The sequence below is a fragment of the Thermobacillus composti KWC4 genome (assembly GCF_000227705.2).
Taxonomy (GTDB): domain Bacteria; phylum Bacillota; class Bacilli; order Paenibacillales; family Paenibacillaceae; genus Thermobacillus; species Thermobacillus xylanilyticus.
This window is the reverse complement of record NC_019897.1, coordinates 1,123,546-1,144,800: the sequence shown is the minus strand read 5'-3', so window position 1 is coordinate 1,144,800 and position 21,255 is coordinate 1,123,546. Positions and strand designations below refer to the sequence as shown.

Here is a 21,255-nt window from a genome sequence, read left to right as displayed (position 1 = left end):
CACCCCGCGGCGATCAGTAGTTCCGGAACGTCTCGCGATGGACCTTCTCGTTGTCTTCGCTGTCGGTCACGCGGATTTCCGCCGTCCATTTCCCCGCGAACGGAAGATACGGCCCCTCCGCCCGGTACGCCGTCTTGACGAATCCGGAGAACTGGTCGAACTCGTCGTCTTCGTAACGCTCGAGCGGCACATCGATCGGCCCCGCTTCCGGCCGGTCTTCCGAACGAAGCCGCAGCACGACCGACTTCGGCTCGCCGACCGGTTCCGGAAGCCACACCTTGACGATGAAGCGGTTGTCCCCCGGAACATTCGGCGACACGCGCAGCGTCAGATGCATGTCCTCGCCCATCTTGTGGGCGTAGACCGGCTCGTTCGCCGGCAGCGGGCTGATATGGGTGAACAGGCCGACGATGATCACGATTGCGGCCATGACGGCGGCATCGGCTTTCAGCAGCGCGCCCTGCGGCATGCCGCCCCGCCGCATCCGCAGCCGGATCGCGCCGCCCGCCAGCGCGGCCAGCACCGTGAGCCCCGTCTTCACCAGCAGCAGGGTGCCCCAGCCGGTGTAGAAAAGATAGTCCGGGCCCGGCAGGAACATCCACGCGGTGACGAGACCGCTCGCCGCCAGCGCGATCATCGACCAGAGCGCCGGTCCGCTGAACACCGCCGCGAAACGCGCCGCTTCTTTCCGATCCGCAAGCCATAGGCCCGCCAGCATCGCCAGGCCGCCGGCCCATACGGCCGCCCCCGCCAAATGGATGAAATCCGTGCCGATCGTCAGCCAGGCCGGCTCATAGGCAGCGGCATGTCCGGACATGCTCTCGACCAGCAGCAGCGCGCCGGCCCATATGAGGCCGACCGCGCGCGACGCGGTCCGGGCCAGGGGGCCGAGCAGCGCCAGCACCAACAGGACCGCCCAGCCGCGGCCGATATTCGTCTCAAGGAACAGTGTTCCCCACTCGGAGCCCGGCTGTCCCTCCATCAATTCCGTGGCATGAAAGAATACATACAGGAGAGCCGCCACGAGGAAAGCGCGCGCCGTCCACAATCCCCACCGGCTGCTCCAGTCGCGGAATCCGGCATCGAACGACCGCGAACGCCGGGGCGCCCAGGCCGACCAGATGAACCATCCGGCTGCCGACAGCAGCGCGCCGAAATAGAAAACCCGCACGACGTACAGAAGAAACTCCCCCGTCGACAGCTGCGTCGCGGCTCCTTCCCCGTGTCCTTCATGCCCGAGCTGCCGGTGCAGGTCAAAAACCGATGCGTCGATCGTTTCGGGCGGATCGCCGACAACGAACACATAGGAGCCTTCGACCGGATGGCCGTCGGCCGACAGCACGCGGTAGGTCACCGTGTACAATCCTTCGCCGAGCCGGGGCAGCGATAGCCGGAGCGTGCGGCCGCCGGCTTCGACTGCCGGGTCGCCGTCCGCCACCCGTTCCGACCGGCTGCCGAGCACCCGCAGGAAGCCGATCGACGCGTCGACCGGCTCGTTGAATTCAAGTCTGACCTCGCCCGGGCCCGTTGCGAGCCTTTCCCCGGGCTCGGGCGCGGAGCGCTCCAGCACGGCGTGCGCGTCCGCCCGCCCGCCCGCGGCGAGCAGCGCGATGAGCAGCGCCGCCAGCCAGAGCGGCACACGAATTCCTCGCATAATCGTCCCCTCTTTCAAGTAACTACCACTATAAAAGATCACCGGCGCAACTGCAACAACGTCCGGCCAACCGTCACAACTGCGACAAAAAAGCCCGCCGTCACCGGCAGGCCTGATTCTGACGCTCACCTTGGCTCCTTGTCGCTGACGCGCGGCAGCATCCGCACGCCGGGCTTCATGGCCGAGCCGCACAAAGGACATTTCGGATGCGCTTCGAACGTGAGCCCTTTGCGCATCCAGCAGGGACAATCGTCGCTCACACACTCCCAAACTTCCGTCTGAAAGAGCGGCTTCGCATCCTTCTCACGTTTCGTCCGCGGGTTGATCCATGCGCTATGGTTCATTGTAGATCCCGTCCTTTGCCGCCAAAGATCTTCCATGAACCCTGGTCCTCATCCGTATCTCCTCCCATACAGCCTGAGATGTACGAAGGCATTCCGCCGATGCGGCGGAATGCCCCTGTTACCCAGACCATAACAAAATCGGGTGCGGTCGTCAACCGCACCCGACAGCGGAGAATATGAAGCCCCGGATTAAACCACGCCTTGCGCGATCATGGCGTCCGCCACCCGCTTGAAGCCGGCGATGTTGGCGCCGACAACCAGGTTGCCCGGGTGGCCGTAAGCTTCGGCCGCTTTCACGCTGCTCTCGTAAATGTTCTTCATGATCTGATGCAGCTTCGCGTCCACTTCCTCGAACGTCCAGGAGAGGCGCATGCTGTTCTGCGACATTTCGAGCGCGGAGACGGCAACGCCGCCGGCATTGGCCGCCTTGGCCGGTCCGAAGAGAACGCCGTTCTTCAGGAAGACGTCGATCGCTTCGAGCGTCGACGGCATGTTCGCGCCTTCGCCGACCGCCTTGACGCCGTTCGCCACAAGCTGCCGGGCGGACGCTTCGGAGATCTCGTTCTGCGTCGCGCACGGCAGCGCGATGTCGCACGGAATCGACCAGATGCCTTCGCAGCCTTCGGTGTAGGTCGCATGCGGATGCTCTTTCACATATTCGTGGATCCGCTTCCGCTCGACTTCCTTGATCCGCTTCACGGTCGCGAGATTGATGCCCTGCGGGTCATAGACATAGCCGTTCGAGTCGCTGCATGCGACGACGCGCGCGCCGAGCTGCTGCGCCTTCTCGATCGCATAGATCGAGACATTGCCGGAGCCGGAGACGACCACCGTCGCGTCCTTGAAGCTGAGCCCCTTCGACTTCAGCATTTCCTCGACGAAATAGATGCAGCCGTATCCCGTCGCCTCGGTGCGGCCCAGGCTGCCGCCGTAGCCGACGCCCTTGCCCGTCAGCACGCCGGCTTCGATGCTGCCGCGGATGCGTTTGTACTGGCCGTACATGTAGCCGATCTCCCGCGCGCCTACGCCGATGTCGCCCGCGGGCACGTCGACGTCCTGACCGATGTACTTGTACAGCTCCGTCATGAAGCTTTGCGTGAACCGCATGATCTCCTGTTCGGATTTGCCCTTCGGGTCGAAGTCCGAGCCGCCCTTGCCGCCGCCGATCGGCTGGCCGGTGAGCGCGTTCTTGAAGATTTGCTCGAAGCCGAGGAACTTGATGATGCTCGCGTTGACGGACGGGTGGAAGCGCAGGCCGCCCTTGTACGGACCGAGCGCGCTGTTGAATTGTACGCGGAAACCGCGGTTCACCTGCACGTTGCCGTTGTCGTCAACCCACGGTACCCGGAAGGTGATGACGCGCTCGGGCTCGACGATCCGCTCCAGAATGCCGTGCTTGATGTAATGCGGCTCTTTCGCGAACACCGGCGTGAGCGATTCGAGGATTTCCTTCACCGCCTGATGAAATTCACTTTCGTAAGGGTTACGCGCGATGACGGTTTTGTAAACTTTCTCCACATAGGCTTTGGCTTGCGTCATGCTCTCATCTGACAAAATCGTGCTCATCCGTTCACTCTCCTTTGCATTATCCCGCTGTTTATTTGCACTCTCGCAGCGATAGTCTACAGTCTAATGCATAGACCGCCCGGATTGCCAATAAATCTTTTTTTCGAACACGATTAAATGAATTTATTACTATTTTTTCCATAAAAAATGTGAACCAACGTAACACTAAAATGTTACATCGGTTCACACAAACACCTAATTGTTAGGAAACCTTCCGTAACGCCGCGTTACAGCAGCGTTGCGCGCAGTTCCTCCGGCGATTTCGGCGACAGGAGACCGAACGGAATGTCAAATACGGTCTTCGCGCCCGATTGCCCTTCCCGATGCAGGCGGATCGCCGCTCTTGCATAGGCAACCAGCACGCTCGCCGTGAACTCCGGATTGCTCTCCAGCTTCAGGCTGAATTCGATGATCTGCTTCGTTCCCTCACCCGTGACGCCGCTGCGGATGACGAAGCCGCCGTGCGGCATGCCGGCGTGGTCCCGGCGCAGTTCTTCTTCCGTAATGAACGTGACGGTCGTGTCATAGTCGGCAAAATAGTTCGGCATCGTGACGATCGCCTTCTCGATCGCCGCTTTGTCCGCGCCTTCTTCGGCCACGACATAGCAATGGCGGGTATGCTTCTCCCGGGTCGAAAGATCCGGGGTCTCGCCCGAACGGATGCGCTCGATCGCCTCGACGGACGGAATCGTGTACTGAACGCCGGCTTTCACGCCGGGCACGCGGCGGATGGCGTCCGAATGGCCCTGGCTGACCCCTTTGCCCCAGAACGTGTATTCCTTGCCCTGCGGCAGGATGGCTTCCGCAAGAAGGCGGTTGAGCGAGAACAGCCCCGGATCCCAGCCGGTCGAGATGACGCTTACCGTGCCGGCTTTGCGCGCCGCCGCGTCAACCGCCTCGTAGAACTCCGGAATCCGCGCATGCGTGTCGAAGCTGTCAACCGTGTTGAACATTGCCGCCATCGCCGGCGTCTGTTCGGGCAGATCCGTCGCCGATCCGCCGCACATGATCATGACGTCGATGCGGCCTTTGTACTGCTCGGCTGCGGAAATATGTTCAAAGCGGATGCCCGCTTCCCCGTTCATTTGCGCCGGATCGCGCCGCGTGAATACCGCAACCAGTTCCATGTCCGGATTTTGCCTGATCGACTGGACAACGCCGCGCCCCAGGTTGCCGTACCCGACGACGCCGATCTTGATCGTTTCAGCCATATTGCTTTCCTCCATTAAAAGGTAAAATTACTTTCCTAGTATAACTGACCGGCTGCGCGGCCTGCAATCGAAACGGCGAATTCCGCGGCAGGGGATTGATGGAAGGGAGGCAAAACAAAAACGCAGCCTGAAAGCCGCGTTTTCCGTTTGGTGATCATTTCGCCGTTCGGCGCGATTTTCCGACGATCTTGCGAATGCTCTGGGCGGACAGATGGAACTTCCGTTCCAGCTCCGCGATCGACCTGCCGCTCATGTAGTCCTGGATGATCTGCCGGTTCCGATCGGCCAGCCATTTCCGCGCGCCGCTCAGTTCGCCCCAGCCGGCCCGCTTGCTCGCCGGTTTCGGGATATAGATCAATTCCCCCTGGATATACTTCTGCAGTTCGGAGAGCAGACTAGGGGGAAGCACATCTCTTCCATTTTTGTAATTCAAAGCCCGAATCCTCCCCGTTCATGAACAAACCAAAAGCCGTCTTCTCCATCACCTCGGCGGCTGCCGCAGCGCCGCTCATGCCGACAATCCGAAATGGCGTTAGCATGGTTCATCCTCCTTTCGCAAAATTCGCATCCGCCCCGGGCGGATTGCGGGTGAAACAAAAAAACCGTGGACGAGACCGCTCCACAGCTGCCGTTCCGCCGGAAGCCGTCCGCATCAAGCGGCTTGCGCCATCCGGCCGAATCTGTACACTGTCCGTTTGTCCCGTGCCGAAGCTGTAAGGTTACCGGTCTACCGCCTGTTCGATGCGCATGGAAACGCACTCCTTTCAACCGTCTGCCATTCCAGTATACTTGAAAGCATTTTCAGCAGGCAAGCTGCCGCTCGCTGTCCCATTCGCCAAATAAAGGAGGGAGGCCTTTCGGCCCCCCGGTTCATGGCGGCATCCGGATTAACCGTTCGCCACCTCTGTCATTGTCCGCATTGCCTGGATCAACTCCTTTCATCCAGATTTGTCGGCCCGACAATTTTATTGTACCAGCCAAAGGTTCGGACTGGCAGCGAAAAAACAATTTTAGCCGTTTTATACCAGAGAGGTTTTTGCGCCTCCGCATCGAAATGGTTGATATGCGCATCAAAGACGAGGGAGGATGCGGCATGCCGATTATGAAAATTCCCTGGTAATCCCGTGCCCCTCCTCGCCGGAAGTCGACCTGGAACCCCCATCAGACACCGGAGAGGATGAAAGGGAATGACTTACCCGCTTAATGTCGATTGGAAAAGATTGCGCTGCGGCGTGGAAATCGAGTTCGTTGAAGGCAAGCCGTTGGAAGTGGAGCTGCCGGCCGATGAGCGGGAACAGATCCGTCTGATGACGGAACGGCTCAAGGCGACCGGCGCGGCCGCGAACTGGAGCTGCGGCCTCCATGTCCATGTCAACCTGTCGGCCTGGGGCGAGTCCATCATCGCGCCGCTGCTCGACGCGGCGCTGGGCACGCAGGACGCGCTCGTCCCGGTGCTGGCGCCGCTCGTTACGGAGCGGATGCCGGACGGCGAGATTCACACCATCCGGCCCGAGCCGGGCGGGCGGCTGCTCGTCGAAGCCGAGGACGAATGCGGCGCGATCCGCCGGTTCATCGCCCGGACGTCCGCCCGCGGCTGGGAGCTGTCGGACTGTCCGGCCGATACGTAAAGCATTAATCAGGAGGGAGACGGCGCGCCGCCGTCTCCCTCCTGATTTTTGTCATGCGCTCCACTCCCGGTGGAACCCGATTTCGACGATCGGCCGGAGCGGCTCGTACCCGATCCGGCGGTACATCCGGTTCGATCCCGGATTGGCGGCGTCGGCGTACAGCAGCGGCGTCAGGCCTTCGTCCAGCAGCCGGAGCGTCAGCTCGGCGGTGATCGTGCTGCCGTATCCCCGCCTGCGCGCATCCGGCCGCGTATAGACCGCGTTGATCCGCCCGTGGCGCGCCGAGCGGTAGGCGATGTTCGCCATCGCCACGCATTCTCCCCCGGCGGTCCAGAAGAACAGCTCGCCCCCTTCGATCATCCGGTCCGCCGCCGGAAGCTGCGTGAACGCGGCGACATGCTCGCCGTACGCGTCCCGCGAGAATCCGGCGAGAAACCGGGCGGCCGTGTACCGGTCGGCGCTCCCGGCCCGGCGGATACCGCCTTCGGCGGCCGGCGCGCACCGCAGCTCCCGGCACTCGTACGGCACCAGCATCAGCCGTTCCGTCCAGGCCATCCGCCGCCTGGCCGCATAGGCGTCGGCGAACGCCCGCGCGGCGGCGGGATCGCCGATCACGCCCGGCAGATCGACATCGTCGAGCCGTTCCGCCAGCTCGCAGATGCGCGAGCGCCGGGCATCCTCCGCCGCGAACGGGTCCACCCACAGCCAGCCGTTGCGGCCCGGAGTCTGCGCATAGAGCAGCATGCCGTCGCTCGATTTGATCCTAAGCGCGTCCGGGATGCCGCTGAGCTGGCCGATCAGATGGAAGCGCGCCTCATCCCGCAGAAATGCGGGACGCTCAAGCGCCTCGTCCCGGGCACGCAGCGAGACCAGCATTGTCCTGCCTTACCTCCGCTCCACAAGCTCCGCAATTTTCGACAGCCCCAAAATCCCCGTCGGCTCCGCAAAAAACGCAGCAGACCGTTTCACAACCGTTCCGCCGTCTTCGTGAAGAACAGATTGAGGTCGTGATCCACCGGGACCTGCTCGCCAAATGGAACGGGCCGGCCTTTGTACACGACCCCCCGGCCGTCCGGGATATACCCCCTCCGGGCGTACAGCCGCTGCGCCTGGCCGTAGCTGGCCGTCAGCCCGACGCCGATGCCGACGACCCCGTATTTCTCCAGCGCGATCTTCTCGACGGCATCGAGCAGCGCGTCGCCGATGCCCTGCCGCCGCATCGGCGGGATCACGTTGAAGTCATTGATCTCCGGAATGCCGTTCTCCGCGAAGTACGGGTAATCGGATCGCGCCAGCAGGTGCAGGCTTCCCGCATATTCGCCGTCCCGGAACGCGAGCAGCGTAATGCGCGCGCCCGCCTCGTTCTCCCGCCAACATCGGGGATAATACTCTTCATCACGGCGAATGCCGTGCTTCAGGAAAACTTCCCGCATCATGCCGGCGTCTTCCGCTCTCATCCGGCGAATTCCGATCATGTCCATTCCTCCATCCTGTCCGCGCGGCGGGCTCCTTAATCAAGCGCAATTGCAGCCATCCCTTCCGGGATGGCTGACGCATGCGGATTACACGCCGGAATATGCCAGAAACCCGCCGTCGACGGGCACCGTGATGCCGGTAACGAACCGCGCCGTCGCATCGTCGGCCAGCCACAGCAGCGCTCCGAGCAGATCCTCGGGCTGGCCGAACCGGCGCATCGGCGTATGCGTGATTATTTTATGCGCCCGCTCCGTGAGCGATCCGTCCGGATTTGTCAGGAGACTGCGGTTCTGCTCCGTCAGGAAGAAGCCGGGCGCGATCGCATTGACGCGGATGCCGGCTTCCGCGAAGTGGACGGCCAGCCACTGCGTGAAGTTCTCGATGGCGGCTTTGGCGGCGCTGTAGGCCGGCACCTTCGTCATCGGACTCGGCGCGCTCATCGACGAAATGTTGATGATGACGCCGCCCCGGCCGAGCATCTGCTTCGCGAAATGCTGCGTCGGAAGGAGCGATCCGATAAAGTTCAGGTTGAAGACGTACTCGATGCCCTCGCGGGTCAGATCGAAGAACGTCGTCACGCCTTCCTTGCCGAAATCTTCCGGTTTGAAAATTTCATGCGTCGTAATGCCCTTCGGATGGTTGCCTCCCGCCCCGTTGATCAGAATGTCGCACGGGCCGAGCTTATCCGCGACGACGGCCGCCGCCTCCGCGACGCCGGCTGCGTCCAGCACGTCGCATGCAACGGCGATCGCTTCGCCGCCCGACCGGCGGATCGCTTCGGCGACCGCCTCGCCCTTCTCCGCCGTCCGGTTCAGAATCGCCACCTTCACGCCTTGCCGGCCGAGCTCACTCGCCATCGCCGAGCAGAGCACGCCGCTGCCGCCGGTGATGACGGCGACTTTGCCCTTCAGATTATCATGGATCGGCAGCATATCCTCATCCCTTCTTCACGCGTTCGAGCGCATCCCAGGCGCCCCACAGGTACATGATGCCGAGCGCGCGGTCGTACAGCCCGTATCCGGGCCGGCACTGCTCGTCCCAGATGTGACGTCCGTGGTCCGGACGGGCGTAGCCCGTGAACCCGGTCTCATGGTAGGCCCGCACCACTTCGGCAATGTCGACGGAGCCGTCGCTTGAGCGGTGCGACGTTTCGATGAAATCGCCGTTCGGATACACGCGCACGTTGCGGATGTGCGCGAACGGGATGCGTCCCGCAAACTCGCGGATCATGGCCGGGATGTCGTTCGCCGGATTCGCGCCGAGCGATCCGCTGCACAGCGTGATGCCGTTGGAGGGGCTGTCCACCATGTCCAGCACGCGGCGGATGTTGTCCCGGTTCGTGATGATGCGCGGCAGGCCGAACACCGACCACGGCGGATCGTCCGGATGGATGGCCATTTTGATGTCATACTGCTCCGCGACCGGAACGACCGCCTTCAGGAAGTACTCCAGATTGCGGAACAGATCTTCCTCCGTGATGCTCTGGTACGCCTCGATCGTCGGACCGGCCTTCTTCAGCCGCTCCGGCTCCCAGCCGGGCATCGTGAAGTCCGGAATCTCGGCGATCTTGCGGATCAGTTCCTGCGGATCCATGTTGTCGATCTTGGCTTTTTCGAAAAAGAGCGCCGTCGCCCCGTCTTCCATCTCTTTGAACAAATCCGTGCGCATCCAGTCGAACACCGGCATGAAATTGTAGCAGATCACCTTCACGCCGACTTCCGCCAGGTTTTTGATCGTCTGGATGTAATTTTCGATGTACCGGTCCCGCGACGGCAGCCCCATTTTGATATCTTCGTGAACGTTTACGCTTTCAACGACCTCGATGTGAAAGCCGTATTCGTCCGCCAGTTTCTTGTAGTGCCGGATCTTGTCCATCGGCCACACTTCCCCGGCGGGCACGTCGTGCAGCATCCAGACGATGCCTTCGACGCCGGGGATCTGACGGATCTGTCTCAGCGTGACCGTGTCGTTGCCTTCGCCGTACCAGCGAAACGTCATCCTCACAGTCTTCTCTCCCTCTCATGCCTCGTAATCGGTTACATTATCCATTATAGCGGGTTATTCGGCGCAAACCTATACGAATTTGACATTATTCCTTACGGTTTTTTCCGAAGATCCGCTGCAATAACTCTGCCGAAGCACCGCCGCAAGAGCGGAACGAGGGAATCATAAGCATGCGGATTACGGACGCATCGCGGCCACGGCCGTCCGCCAGGCCAGCATGAACATGAACAGCGCGATGACCGGATGCAACAGGCCGATCCCCGGAATGTTGGCCGTCATGTATTGCAGGATCACGAGGCCGAACAGCGCCGCAGCCCGCCATTTGATTGCGGCGGCGAATCTGCCCGGAAACGCGAGGATCAGCAAGAGGACCGGCCGCCATTCCAGGATGCGGACGAATACGACGTGGCTCCGCCAGTACGCCGGATCGACGAAGACCGCCGCTCCGGCCAGCAGCGTCTGGACGGCGATGCAGGCCGTCAGCAGCCAGGCAAGGGCGGCAAAGCCGCTGCGCATAACGCGCGTTCTTTTCTCGTTATTCATCTTGCACATCTTCCTTTCCGCATGGATTGCCGTTAACGTAGCAAATGATTGTTGCGAAAATATGAAGAACGGATGCGGAAATGTTGAAGATGAGCGGCATCGACGTCTGCCGCGAGCTGCGCCGCACAAGCAACGCGGGCATCGTCATGGTGACGGCGCGGGCCGATGAGACGGACAAAATCATCGGCCTGGAAGTCGGCGCCGACGATTATGTGACGAAGCCGTTCTCGCTGCGCGAGCTGCACGCCCGCGTCCGCTCGCTGATCCGGCGGCTGGAAGGGCGCGGCGAGCCGCAGGACAAGCTGCTCAAGCGGGGCGACCTCACGATCTCGGAGTCGCAGATGCGCGTCTGGAAGCGCGGGGTCGAAATTGCCCTGACGCCGACCGAATTCCGGCTGCTCACCGCGCTGGCGGCCAGACCGGGCATCGTCTACAGCCGGCTTCAACTGCTGCAGGCCGCGATGGAGGACGATTACCTGAACGATGAGCGGACCGTCGACGCCCATATCAGCAAGCTGAGGAAGAAAATCGAGGACGATCCGTCGAAACCGGCATTCATCCAGACCGTATACGGATTCGGCTATCGGTTCGGAGGCGGCGCATGACGATCCGGAAACGTCTGTTCCTCGCCATGGCTGCATTGATCGCGCTCATGGGGCTTATTTTCGCCGGACTTACGCTGTTCGTCGTGCGCGGAGTAATCATCCATATCCCCATCGCGGACCGAAGCGAAGAAGTGCGGGCAATCGCGGAGCAGGCCGCAAACGCTTTATGCCGAACACGGGAATTCGTGGCTTCGTGCCGCGCAAGGCCGCCGGCTGGAGGCCGCCATCCTCGGCGAACGGCAGGACAGCAGCGTGCTGCTGGTCTCGGCGGACGGCAGCGTCGTTCTGCATGCCGGCGACGAGAGCGCCGGGATGATCCGGCGGTTCGGCGTGCACGAACGGGTCGAGCGGGATGGCGTGCGAATCGGCGACTTATACTACTATGATGAAGAAGCCGCGAGACTGAAGATCATTCAGCTCGGCGTCGGCGATCATCGCGCACGAGCTGCGCACGCCGCTCGCGATCATGCGGGGGCAGCTCGAAGAGCTGCAGCTGCGCGACGAAGCGGTCCGTCCCGAGACGCTCCTCCCCTAGCAGGACGAGCTGATCCGCCTTACCCGGCTGGTCGATGATCTGCATCATCTGTCGCTGGCCGAAGCGAACAAGCTGCGGCTGGACCGGAAGCGGATCGACCTGGCCGATCTGCTCCGGCGGGTCGCGGATCGGGCCGGGACGGAAGCGGCGGCGCGCGGCATCGGAATCCGGGTGAATGCGGCGCCGGATCTGCCCGACGCGCATGTCGACCCGCACCGGATGACGCAGGTGTTCCTCAACATCGTCATGAACGCCGTGCGCCATTCGCCGGACGGCGGCACGATCATCATCGCATTGCAGGGCGAACCCGCCGCCGGCGGAGCAAGCCGCATGCTGCGCGCGAAGATCGCCGACGAAGGCCCGGGCATCGACCCGGAGCATCTGCCGCACATCTTCGACCGGTTCTACCGCGCGGGCGATGACCGGTCGCGGGACACGGGCGGCATGGGGCTCGGCCTATCGATCGCGAAAGCGTTCGTGCAGGCGCACGGCGGCACGATCGAAGCCGAGAGCGAGCATGGCGCCGGCACCCGCTTCATCGTCCGCGTGCCGGCCTGGACCGGCGGCTGATGCGGTCCGCGCCGCGCTGTACTATAATGAATGGGTGAAATTCCGCGCCGGACTCAAGGTCCGACAAGAAAGGTTGAACGCGCGTGGCAGAGTTATTGCTGGAATGGCTCAATGATTGGGGCGTATGGGGCGTGCTCGCTTCGCTGTTCATCGAGGGAAGCGCGTTTCCGTTTATCGGGACGTTTTTCATCGTGACGGTCGGGTTTGTGATGGATCTGACGTGGCTGGAGATCGCCTGGATCTCCGCGTTGGGAAGCGCCCTGTACGCCATTGGCAGTTATATCCCCTATTTCATCGGGTATGCGCTGGGAAGCGGCATCATGAAGCGGCTCAGCCCGGCCCGCCGGCAGCAGCTGGAGCAGGTGTCCGCCGCCTTCAGCAAATATGGCATCTGGAGCGTCGCGATTGCCAGCCCGCTTCATCTGGGCAACGCGGTGCCGTTCATCGCCGGCATGTCCAGAATGAAGCTGCATCTGTACACGCTGCTCACGATGCTCGGCATCGCACCGTCCACGTTCGTGCTGCTCAGCGTGGGCAAATTTTACCCCGGCGACCGGGATGCGGCGATGGACGCGATCGAGGAGTACCAGGCGTACGTCCTGGCGGCGTTCATCCTTCTGACGGCGGGCTACATCGGTTGGAAATGGCGGAGAAAGCGCGGGGGGAGGAAGAATGCCGCGGATAAGTCGTTCGGCTCGTAAGCCGGGTTGCGCGGCGGACAACGCCATCGTCCCCGGTGGAATCGCGGATTTTAGGGCATACTGAGACGATTGTACCGCTCCGGGCGGCCGCGTCATGCACGTGCTTCGGAGGCAAGGGGCAAGGGAGTCGGAGGAGTCGGTCTGCAACGGAACAGACAGGCTTAATTTGTGATCAATGAAGGCTTGTCGGAATTGCAACGGAATCGGGGGACGCTATTTGCGTCGAAACGGGTTGTCAACCGCTTGCCGGTGACGAATAAGAGCGCTCGGTTCCGTCAGCGATTCACCGGGCGGCGTCACGGCGAAATAACGCCTGTCCGTTCCGCAAGGACCGGTTATGCGAGCTTCGGCCATCTCCCCGGCCTTGTGAACAAGTTCCGGGTCAAAATACGGACGTGAGAACAACCGCCGGTTCGGATTGAACCGGCGGTTTCTTGCAAGGCGGAGGGTCAAGGCGAAGCGGTCGCTGTCGGTTCGAAGCTCTCCCACAGCCGCCGGTACAGACCGTTCGGGTCCCGCAGCAGTTGTTCATGCGTGCCGCGCTGCGCGACGGCGCCCTCCCGCATGACAATGATCTCGTCGGCGCCGGTCACGGCGGTGAGCCGGTGCGCGATGAACAGAATCGCATGTCCCTGCGCCTTGAACCGGTGCAGCATCCCGACGATTTCGCGCTCCGTCTCCGCGTCAAGCGCGGAAGTCGCCTCGTCCAGAATCCAGACCGGCCGGCCGGACAATATGGCGCGCGCCAGGGCGATCCGTTGCTTCTGTCCGCCGGACAGCGTCCGTCCGTGCTCGCGAATGACCGTTTCGTAACCGTCCGGGAGATTCACGATGAACGAATGGGCCATGGCCGTCCGGGCGGCTTCCGTCACTTCATCATCGGACGCGCCGGGCCGGCCGATCGCGATATTGTCGCGGATCGTCCCGCTGAACATGTGCGGCGTCTGCGGAACGTAGGCGACAAGCGAGCGGGCCGCATCGGCATTTTCACGGGGATCAAGTCCGAAGACGCGGATCTGCCCCGATTGCGGAAACAGGAGGCCGGCGGCCGCCTTCGCCGCGGTCGATTTGCCCGAGCCGCTCGGCCCGACGAGCGCCGTGAACGTGCCGGGCTTGAGCTCCAGGTCGATGGAGCGAACCGTCCATTCGTCATCCTCCGCCGGCGACTCGACGGGAAGCAGCGATTCCGCAAACCGCCGGTATCGGAACGAAACGCCTTTCATGGTCAATCCGCCTTTCGCGGGGGATGGCGCGTGCGTTTTGCCGGCCGTGGGGCCCGGCTCCTTCTCGGCCTCCAGCAGACGGAACACGCGACCGGAAGCGCCGATCTGCTCCTGCGCCTGTCCCCAGAGCTGGCCGATGCTCTCCAGCGGGCTGTTGATCCGCCAGACGAGTGTGAAATAGACCATCAGCGAGCCGAGCGCCATTTCTCCCCGGATGGCCAGCCAACCGACGATCAGAATGGTGACCAGAATAATCAGATTCGAGAGGGAGGTCGTCGTCAGCATGACGGCCTGCTGCCACCAGGTCCGGCGCGCGTAGAGCCGGTTCAGGCGGGTCCTCTCCCGCACGAACCGCTCCATCATCCAGTCCTCCGCACCAAGCGCGCGAACGATTTCCATATTCTGCAACACGTCCTGCAGGCATTGGCGGACGGCCGCTTCCTGCCAGGCAACTTCGTTTCCGATGGCCTTGAGCCGCTTGCGGATCAGATGACCGGCGGCCAGAATCAACGGCGATACCGCCAGCAGCGGCAGCGCGATCCGCCAGTTGATCACGAGCAGATAGGCGGCGGCCATCACGAACATCGCGGCCTGGTCCGCCATCCGGTCGAGGAGGAGATTCAGGATGCCCACCATCCGTTGGGTATCGTGCTCCGTCCGCTGCACCAGATCGGATGAATGGACCGATTGCGCGTGCTCGAGCGGCAGCCGCTGCGCTTCGTCCGCCGCCCGCGCCATCAGGTTGGCGCTCAGTTCGTTCATCGCGTGCTGCTTCAAATATTCGCCGACGAGGAAGGTTCCGATCAGGAAGAAAAAGACCGCCGTCCCGGCCGCGACGATGAGCCTGACATCCGCGAAATCCCGGGCTTCCAGCGCGTTGAACACGAGATTGACAATGAGCGGATCCAGCATCATGATGAGAGACTGCGACAGGCTGAGGATGAGTCCGGCGATATAGGCCAGCTTGCGCGGGCCGAGCCCCCGCCATGTCAGCGCCCAAATATCGGACAATCCCGGTTGTGCAGTTGCCGGCTTGCTCACGGTTCAATCCCCTCCTCCGGCGCATGCGTCTCGTCCAGGTCCGCCCATGTTCCGACCCGCACCAGTTCGGCATAGCGACCGCCGAGCGCCATCAGTTCATCGTGCGTCCCGGTCTCGACGACCCGGCCTTCGTCGATAACGACGATCTGGTCCGCATGCCGGACCGTCGACAACCGATGGGCCGCGACGATCACCGTCCGCCCCGCCATCAGACTGCGCAATGTCTCCTGCATCAGGCGCTCGTTATCTCCGTCGAGGGCGGACGTCGGCTCGTCGAGCAGCAGAAATTCGGGGTTCCGCGCATAGGCGCGCGCGATGGCGAGTCGCTGCCGCTCGCCGCCGGACAGCGTCTGTCCGCGTTCTCCCAGCCGGGTCTCATATCCGTGCGGCAGCTTCCCGATGAAGCCGTCGGCCCGTGCGAGCCTCGCCGCTTCCTCCAGGTCTTCAGTCGCCAGATGCGTCAACCCGGCCCGGATATTGTCGGCGACCGACGCGTCGAACAGGCCGATGTCCTGCGGCACATAGGCCGCCCGGCGTCTCCAATCAGCATTTGTGCTGCCATCGATCGGCACGCCACCCAGCATGATCCGGCCGGCGTTCGGCGCGTATAGTCCCATGATCAGCTTGAGCAAGGTGCTCTTGCCTTGGCCGCTCGGACCAACGAGCGCCGTCACGGTTCCTCGGCGAACCGTAAGGTTCAAATCGCGCAGTACCGGCTGCACGGGATCGTAGCCGAACGTAACCCCTTCAATGACCAGATCCCCTTCATCCGGCAGCATGCGGGTCTCCGCAGGCAGCTTCTCGATCCGTTCGGTCGGATCGGCCAGTTCGAACACGCGGGTCGCGTGGGCCAACGCATTCTGCACGGCCGCCCAGATGTTCATCAGATGGGAGAGCGGTCGAACCAGATGCTCATAGGAAATGACGAATGCCGCAATGACGCCGATCTCGATCGCGCCGTCCGCAAATAGCAACGCGCCGGCGATGAAAATATACGCGATGCCGAGCCAGTAGCCGAGGAAAATCGAGATGCCGGAAGCCGCGGTCCAGAGATGGCCGCGCAGGCGATGCCGAAAGGTCCGCCGAACGGCTTCGCGCCAGCGGAAGTTGAACCGTTCTCGCAATTGAAACGCGCGGACGGTCTCGGCGCCCTGCATCTGGTCCTGCAGTAGCGCATCCTGCGCGGCCTGAGCTTCGTTCGCCCGCTGTTGCTCGCGGTAAATCGGCTTGGCCAGCAGGTTGGAGACCAGCGGCATCAGCAGCGCCACGGCGATCGCCCCGGCCATCAGCAGCCAGGATTGCACCGTGAGGTAGACAAACAGCAGGATGACCGACAGCAGCCGCTCGATGAGCGCCGGAATTTGCCGGTTCACCCCGTCCTGCGCCGCCACGGCGGAGTCGCCGATCCGCTGGATCTGGTCGCCGACGTGCCAGCGGTTCAGCAACCTCAGATCAAGCCGGAACATGCGGCGCAGCACCTCCCGCTGAAGTTCGAGCGTCGACCGGTTGTACAGTCGTTGCGACAGCCAGATGCGTGCGACCTGCACGATCAGGCCGCCGAAAAACACAGCGCCATAGAATGCCGCCGCCTGCCGAAGCTGCGGCACGGATCCTTCGTACACCGCGTCGAACAGTCGGCGCAGCGCCTCCGCCTGACCGACCGGAACAAAGGAAGCGGCGCTGACGATCAGCGCCGTGGCGACATAATACGGCGTGTAGCGCCGGACCCAGCGCAGCAGCGAGCCGGCAACCCTTCGGCCCGCTTCGCCGTGCCCGGCCTTCGCTGACATGGAACCCACAATCGATCAACTCCCGCATCGTGTGATCAATCGTGTAACAACCTCAAGTAATAAACCCGATCTTTAAAATGCTTATATATAGTACGGACATTTTTTCAGTTTGAGCGTTTTGCAATAATCCAAGGCCTTGATTTGTAAGGATTTTCGGACATAAAAAAGGGACTTCACCCCAACTTGGAGAAGTTTTCAAGTGACCAAACAAGAAAACTTAAGGAGTGAAGTCACGATGTATATTCTCCAAGAAAGCTTGTTTTCCTTCGAGGAATTGCTAAAAATGCCGTCAAAAGAGCGATTGCCAATCTTCTTTAGCTCACGGGATCTCAGACCCTATGCCAAGGAATTAAGAAGCCGTTCACCCCGAGGCGCCGACGGACATTGCAGACAGGGCATTTTACGTGCGCTTCTGGCCGCCCCTCTTGAAGGAATCGCTACCTTAACGGCTTTGCATCATCGGTTGAGCACGGACCTTCGGTTCCGCTATCAGTGCGGACTTTCGCTTGATCGGGAAGCTCCATCCATCTCCACACTCAGCCGTGTGTTTGCCGACGTCACGAAAAAGGAACTGGCCAAGCGGCTGTTTGAGGATCGGGTTGCCCACCTCAGGCTAGAAGGTGTTCTGGACGGCAGCCACGTGGCAATTGACAGCACCGCCATCCGTGCTTACGAGAGAAAGCAACCCAAGCGAAAAAGCGAACAGACCGGCAATGCCAATTGGGGAGTGAAACTCGATTCGTTCGGCAACAAGATCACCTGGTTTGGGTACAAACTCCATCTGGCGGTCGATACGAAAAGCGAATTGCCGCTTGCGCTGGAAGTCACGCCTGCGCATGTCAATGACGGAGAAAAGGCGCCGGGCCTGATGGAACAAGCCGCATCCAGAACCGCTCCGAGGTTTTTCATGCTGGACGCAGGCTATGATCAGTTGAAGGTTTACGAGGCCGCGCGAAACGTCAAGGCTCAAGCCATCATTCCGCTCAACCTCAGGCGCGAGAAGGAACCGCCTGCCGGCATGCGGTCCAACGGGACGCCATGCTGTTCCATGGGCTATGCCATGACGTACTGGGGAGCGGACGGCGACATCCTGAAGTTTCGCTGTCCGCACGCAACCGGCAAAGTCGACGGTCCGCTTGGCATGGCCGCTTGCTCGTCCTCGAATTATGGCATGGTCGTGAAAGTGGACGTCAGGGAAGACCTCCGGCGGTATTGCCATCCACATCGGGATACCAAACGCTGGAAAGCACTTTACAATGAGCGAACGAGCGTTGAGCGCTGCAATGCGCGACTGAAATGCTCTTTGACAGCAGATGCCTTGCATGTGCGCGGGATCGAGAAAGTAACAACTCACCTGTATCTGAACGCCATCGTTCTGCTTGCATCTGCAGTAGCCGCATCTCGCTTGGCAAAAGCGGTCGCTTAAAAACGAGCGTTTCCCGAAAATTCTGCAGGTCTGCCCATTTTCATGACCAATAAACTCCAATTACACATTTTTAAACGTTAAAGCCAGGAATTAACTGCTGCTAGTTGAGGACTCCCTATGAAGCTGGCTTCAAAACGAAATTATGCAAAAGGCTCAGTTTAAATAATAAAGGGTTGTTCCCTTAAGCCCGAGTTCGACAGTTACTAGGTAAATGAAATACCCGCTATCCCTTGCGCTGTCTGGGTTGACGGGCATTTTTCTTAAGAAATGCGTGTATCTATGCTTTGGGTTGTATCTTTAGGAACTTTGGTGGAGCCTCAATCCCAAGCGTATCAAAGGTTTTTCGTTGTTTGGGTGTCAATTTCGTGCTCTGGTAGACGTCTCCGTTATTTGATGAAAAATGTCCAAGATGAATGCGATCGAGTTCCTTGCGTAATGCCGTCCAGGTCTCGCCGGTTTCTTCTTCGATGATGCGAACCAGCAGTAAAGCAAGCCAACAAAGCAGGATGTGGGCGCGAATGCGGTTTTCCAGCCGATGATACATCGGACGAAGCTCCAACGTGGTCTTTAGTGTTCGGAATGCGTCTTCCACATCAACCAGCTGCTTGTAGCCGAGGGCAACGTCCTCTGCAGAAAGCGTGTCATCCGATGTCCGGATGAGATACTTGCCGTCATATTTCTCTGCGTCACGGATCGCTTGCTTATCCAGCTTGAGTGTCCCGTCTTTCAGTTGACGCAAGTACTTTCCGTAGGTCGGATGCGTGCGCAATCGGCATGCGGCTTTCGTGTGCGCCTGGTTGCTTAACGGCTTGAGACCCTCCAGTTCCGCTTCCAAACGTTCGATTAGCTCTTTCCGGCGCAGACGATCCCGTTCGGCTTCTTTGGGATTATGCACGAGAACGTAGCGTTTTCTCGCCTCGCCGTCGCCGACGACGATATCCTTGACCTGCAAGTTCTCGCGCACGTGGTGGTACCGGCCTTTGCGGCTCATGGCAGCATCCGTCGTCTCTTTGCCGGATCGCATCTTCTCCCCGGCGATATAATGACCGCCGGCCCGCTGCAACGTCCGCAAATTTTCTTCGGAGGTGAAGCCGCGATCCATCACACTGATCACCCGGCCGAGCTTCCAGCCGACCAAGTCGCGCTTGACTTGATCGACGACCGACATATCCGACGTATTGCCCGGCCAGACCCAAGAGCGGATCGGAATCCCTTGACGCGTGACGGCGAGCCCGATGACGACCTGAACCAGATCCGGACGCTTGTCCTTCGAAAATCCCTGCTTGCGCAAGTCGTCATCCTCCGGCACATCGAACGGATCGACTTCGAAGTAAGAAGAGGTGGTGTCGAAGTAAAGCAGATCGACCTCCAGATTCAGCAAATCGGAAACAGCACAATAGATCTGATGCTCCAGCTCCGATTGAACTTCCAACAACTCGTCCATCGCTCGGTACAATTGCTGGCTGCCGACTTCGCTTAGGCCTGGAATATACACCTCGTCCTTTACCCAATCTTCCATCGCCAGCTTGCTCGAAGGATTAAGGGCGCGGTTGGCCACCATAGCGAAGATCAGACGCTCAATGGACGATTGATATTTACGATCCTTGAACAATTTTTCGAGGATGGCGTCCAACCCGATCTTTTGCCACAGCTGATGGAGGAGCCAGGCTCCGCCCAAGCGCTTGCTGGAACGGAACAAGAATTCCGCCGTTTCGCCAATTGCGTTTTGCGCCTGCAGCGCCGCTTCCGGAGTCAGGTAACGGGCAATGCTCTGCACCAACCGTTCCAGAACGGAACGATCGATTTCGTCCTCGCGGCCGAACGAGTAGATGACCTTCGCCCTGGCATGCTTCGCGACGGGATCCCATTCGTTGTGCGCAAGCTGAAGGTAAGCGGTGGCGGATCTATTTTTGTTTTTTCGAGAAACGCGTCGTATATACATGCCTATATAACACCATATATCATCAATAAATACAAGAAAACATCAACAAAACGTGTGCCTATGTAATTTTGCGTTTTTTTCTATCTCCAGTCCCCAAAAACCTTGCTGTTATGCGATTCTTTATTTTTCATGTGCCTAAAATTGCCGATTTACTGTCGAACTCGGGTTAAGGAGTGTCCACTTTTCAGTCTAACAGCATACCTCCCAAACATCACGATCCCGTGGACCGGTAGTGCCTTACCCCGACGCGCCATACCGCAAGACACGGCGCGAGGAACAGCAGCGAGGCGAGCGGCATGGCCATGTACAGCAGGTCCGGGCCGTCCGTCCGGTCGAGGATGTAGAGCAGCGGCAAATAGCTGACGGCGCCGAACGGGATGATAAAGGTGAAGAAACGCGTGACCCATTTGGCATAGATGTCGAGGGGATACTGCGCCATCTCGCGCCCGCCGTCCGTGAAGATGTTCGCGACTTCCAGCGCCTGCACCGTCCAGAAACAGAATGTGGCCGCGAGGATGTAGATGCCGCTGAAGACGGCCACCCCGCCGAATATCATGAGGATCAGCGTGATGATTTTCGCCGGCGTCCATTGGACGGAAAGCCCCGATACCGCGATCCCGAGGACGACCGCACTCTGCAGCATCCGGCCGAAACGGGTGAATTCGAAATTGGAGCCGAGCACCTGGATAACCGTGCCGCGCGGCCGGACGAGCAGCCGGTCGAAGTCGCCGCGCACAATCAGGTTCGAGAACGCGTCGAAGCCGCGCACGAAGCATTCCGACACCGAGAACGCCATATGGATGACGCCGAAGCAGAGCGCCGCTTCGTGGAACGTCCATCCGGGCAGCTTGCCGAACCGTTCGAACAGGAAATAGATGCCGGCGAATACGGTGAACGGCACGAAGAATTGGCCGGCGCAGAGCAGCCAGAACGATGTCCGGTACTGCAATTGCGATTTGAACAGAATGGACATGTATTTGAAATAGAGACGCATAT

At 60.7% G+C, this 21,255-nt stretch carries 19 protein-coding genes and 1 pseudogene; 6 read left to right on the top strand and 14 right to left on the bottom strand.

Going from position 1 to position 21,255, the window contains the following annotated elements:
* Positions 1–13 precede the first annotated feature (13 nt).
* From THECO_RS05300 to THECO_RS05280, 5 genes are all read right to left on the bottom strand, one after another.
* The gene (locus THECO_RS05300) at positions 14–1,654 is read right to left on the bottom strand and encodes a copper resistance CopC/CopD family protein (RefSeq protein WP_015254028.1); all 1,641 of its coding nucleotides are present in this window, start codon (positions 1,652–1,654) and stop codon (positions 14–16) included.
* Between the two features lie 125 nt (positions 1,655–1,779).
* Complete coding sequence (locus tag THECO_RS05295; RefSeq protein WP_041853812.1) at positions 1,780–1,998, bottom strand: cold-shock protein; 219 nt, start codon at positions 1,996–1,998, stop codon at positions 1,780–1,782.
* A gap of 189 nt (positions 1,999–2,187) precedes the next feature.
* Positions 2,188–3,564 carry an NADP-specific glutamate dehydrogenase gene (gene gdhA / locus THECO_RS05290; RefSeq protein ID WP_015254026.1) on the bottom strand — a complete coding sequence of 459 codons (1,377 nt, stop codon included), beginning with the start codon at positions 3,562–3,564 and terminating at the stop codon, positions 2,188–2,190.
* A gap of 227 nt (positions 3,565–3,791) precedes the next feature.
* On the bottom strand, positions 3,792–4,775 hold the full coding sequence (locus tag THECO_RS05285) for a diaminopimelate dehydrogenase (protein ID WP_015254025.1): 984 nt from the start codon (positions 4,773–4,775) through the stop codon (positions 3,792–3,794).
* Positions 4,776–4,929: 154 nt separating this feature from the next.
* Positions 4,930–5,208 carry a CD3324 family protein gene (locus THECO_RS05280; protein ID WP_015254024.1) on the bottom strand — a complete coding sequence of 93 codons (279 nt, stop codon included), beginning with the start codon at positions 5,206–5,208 and terminating at the stop codon, positions 4,930–4,932.
* A gap of 754 nt (positions 5,209–5,962) precedes the next feature.
* Between THECO_RS05280 and THECO_RS05275 the strand changes: the two genes are divergently transcribed.
* Positions 5,963–6,403 (top strand): amidoligase family protein, encoded by a 441-nt coding sequence (locus THECO_RS05275; RefSeq protein WP_015254022.1) that lies wholly within the window; start codon positions 5,963–5,965, stop codon positions 6,401–6,403.
* A gap of 51 nt (positions 6,404–6,454) precedes the next feature.
* Here the strand turns inward: THECO_RS05275 and THECO_RS05270 are convergent, their stop codons facing one another.
* The 5 genes from THECO_RS05270 to THECO_RS05250 form a co-directional block, all read right to left on the bottom strand.
* Positions 6,455–7,279: a GNAT family N-acetyltransferase gene (locus THECO_RS05270; RefSeq protein WP_015254021.1), complete on the bottom strand. Its 825-nt coding sequence runs from the start codon at positions 7,277–7,279 to the stop codon at positions 6,455–6,457.
* A gap of 89 nt (positions 7,280–7,368) precedes the next feature.
* Positions 7,369–7,878 carry a GNAT family N-acetyltransferase gene (locus THECO_RS05265; RefSeq protein WP_015254020.1) on the bottom strand — a complete coding sequence of 170 codons (510 nt, stop codon included), beginning with the start codon at positions 7,876–7,878 and terminating at the stop codon, positions 7,369–7,371.
* 87 nt (positions 7,879–7,965) lie between these two features.
* Entirely contained in the window at positions 7,966–8,811 is an 846-nt protein-coding gene (locus THECO_RS05260) for an SDR family oxidoreductase (RefSeq protein ID WP_015254019.1), read from the bottom strand.
* Positions 8,812–8,815: 4 nt separating this feature from the next.
* Positions 8,816–9,883 carry a mannonate dehydratase gene (gene uxuA / locus THECO_RS05255; RefSeq protein ID WP_015254018.1) on the bottom strand — a complete coding sequence of 356 codons (1,068 nt, stop codon included), beginning with the start codon at positions 9,881–9,883 and terminating at the stop codon, positions 8,816–8,818.
* Positions 9,884–10,060: 177 nt separating this feature from the next.
* A complete protein-coding gene (locus THECO_RS05250; protein WP_015254017.1) occupies positions 10,061–10,426 on the bottom strand; it encodes a DUF6220 domain-containing protein in 366 nt (121 codons plus the stop codon).
* Positions 10,427–10,497: 71 nt separating this feature from the next.
* Between THECO_RS05250 and THECO_RS05245 the strand changes: the two are divergent.
* The 4 genes and pseudogenes from THECO_RS05245 to THECO_RS05235 all read left to right on the top strand — a co-directional run.
* A pseudogene (locus tag THECO_RS05245) lies at positions 10,498–11,031 on the top strand (winged helix-turn-helix domain-containing protein); the annotation flags it as partial.
* Between the two features lie 430 nt (positions 11,032–11,461).
* On the top strand, positions 11,462–11,566 hold the full coding sequence (locus tag THECO_RS22685) for a histidine kinase dimerization/phospho-acceptor domain-containing protein (RefSeq protein WP_157373678.1): 105 nt from the start codon (positions 11,462–11,464) through the stop codon (positions 11,564–11,566).
* Between the two features lie 171 nt (positions 11,567–11,737).
* Positions 11,738–12,136: a sensor histidine kinase gene (locus tag THECO_RS20425; protein WP_052835835.1), complete on the top strand. Its 399-nt coding sequence runs from the start codon at positions 11,738–11,740 to the stop codon at positions 12,134–12,136.
* An 83-nt stretch (positions 12,137–12,219) separates the two neighbouring features.
* Positions 12,220–12,837 (top strand): DedA family protein, encoded by a 618-nt coding sequence (locus THECO_RS05235; RefSeq protein ID WP_015254015.1) that lies wholly within the window; start codon positions 12,220–12,222, stop codon positions 12,835–12,837.
* A 449-nt stretch (positions 12,838–13,286) separates the two neighbouring features.
* Here the strand turns inward: THECO_RS05235 and THECO_RS05230 are convergent, their stop codons facing one another.
* Positions 13,287–15,101: an ABC transporter ATP-binding protein gene (locus THECO_RS05230; protein WP_015254014.1), complete on the bottom strand. Its 1,815-nt coding sequence runs from the start codon at positions 15,099–15,101 to the stop codon at positions 13,287–13,289.
* Positions 15,098–16,891 (bottom strand): ABC transporter ATP-binding protein, encoded by a 1,794-nt coding sequence (locus tag THECO_RS05225; RefSeq protein ID WP_232427783.1) that lies wholly within the window; start codon positions 16,889–16,891, stop codon positions 15,098–15,100. Before THECO_RS05225 ends, THECO_RS05230 begins: the two co-directional genes overlap by 4 nt.
* Before the next feature lie 235 nt (positions 16,892–17,126).
* Between THECO_RS05225 and THECO_RS05220 the strand changes: the two genes are divergently transcribed.
* On the top strand, positions 17,127–18,317 hold the full coding sequence (locus THECO_RS05220) for a transposase (RefSeq protein ID WP_015253656.1): 1,191 nt from the start codon (positions 17,127–17,129) through the stop codon (positions 18,315–18,317).
* 277 nt (positions 18,318–18,594) lie between these two features.
* Here THECO_RS05220 and THECO_RS05215 read toward each other — a convergent pair whose 3' ends face one another.
* Complete coding sequence (locus THECO_RS05215; protein ID WP_015254012.1) at positions 18,595–20,259, bottom strand: IS1634 family transposase; 1,665 nt, start codon at positions 20,257–20,259, stop codon at positions 18,595–18,597.
* 211 nt (positions 20,260–20,470) lie between these two features.
* Positions 20,471–21,253 (bottom strand): ABC transporter permease, encoded by a 783-nt coding sequence (locus tag THECO_RS05210; protein ID WP_015254011.1) that lies wholly within the window; start codon positions 21,251–21,253, stop codon positions 20,471–20,473.
* Positions 21,254–21,255 lie beyond the last annotated feature (2 nt).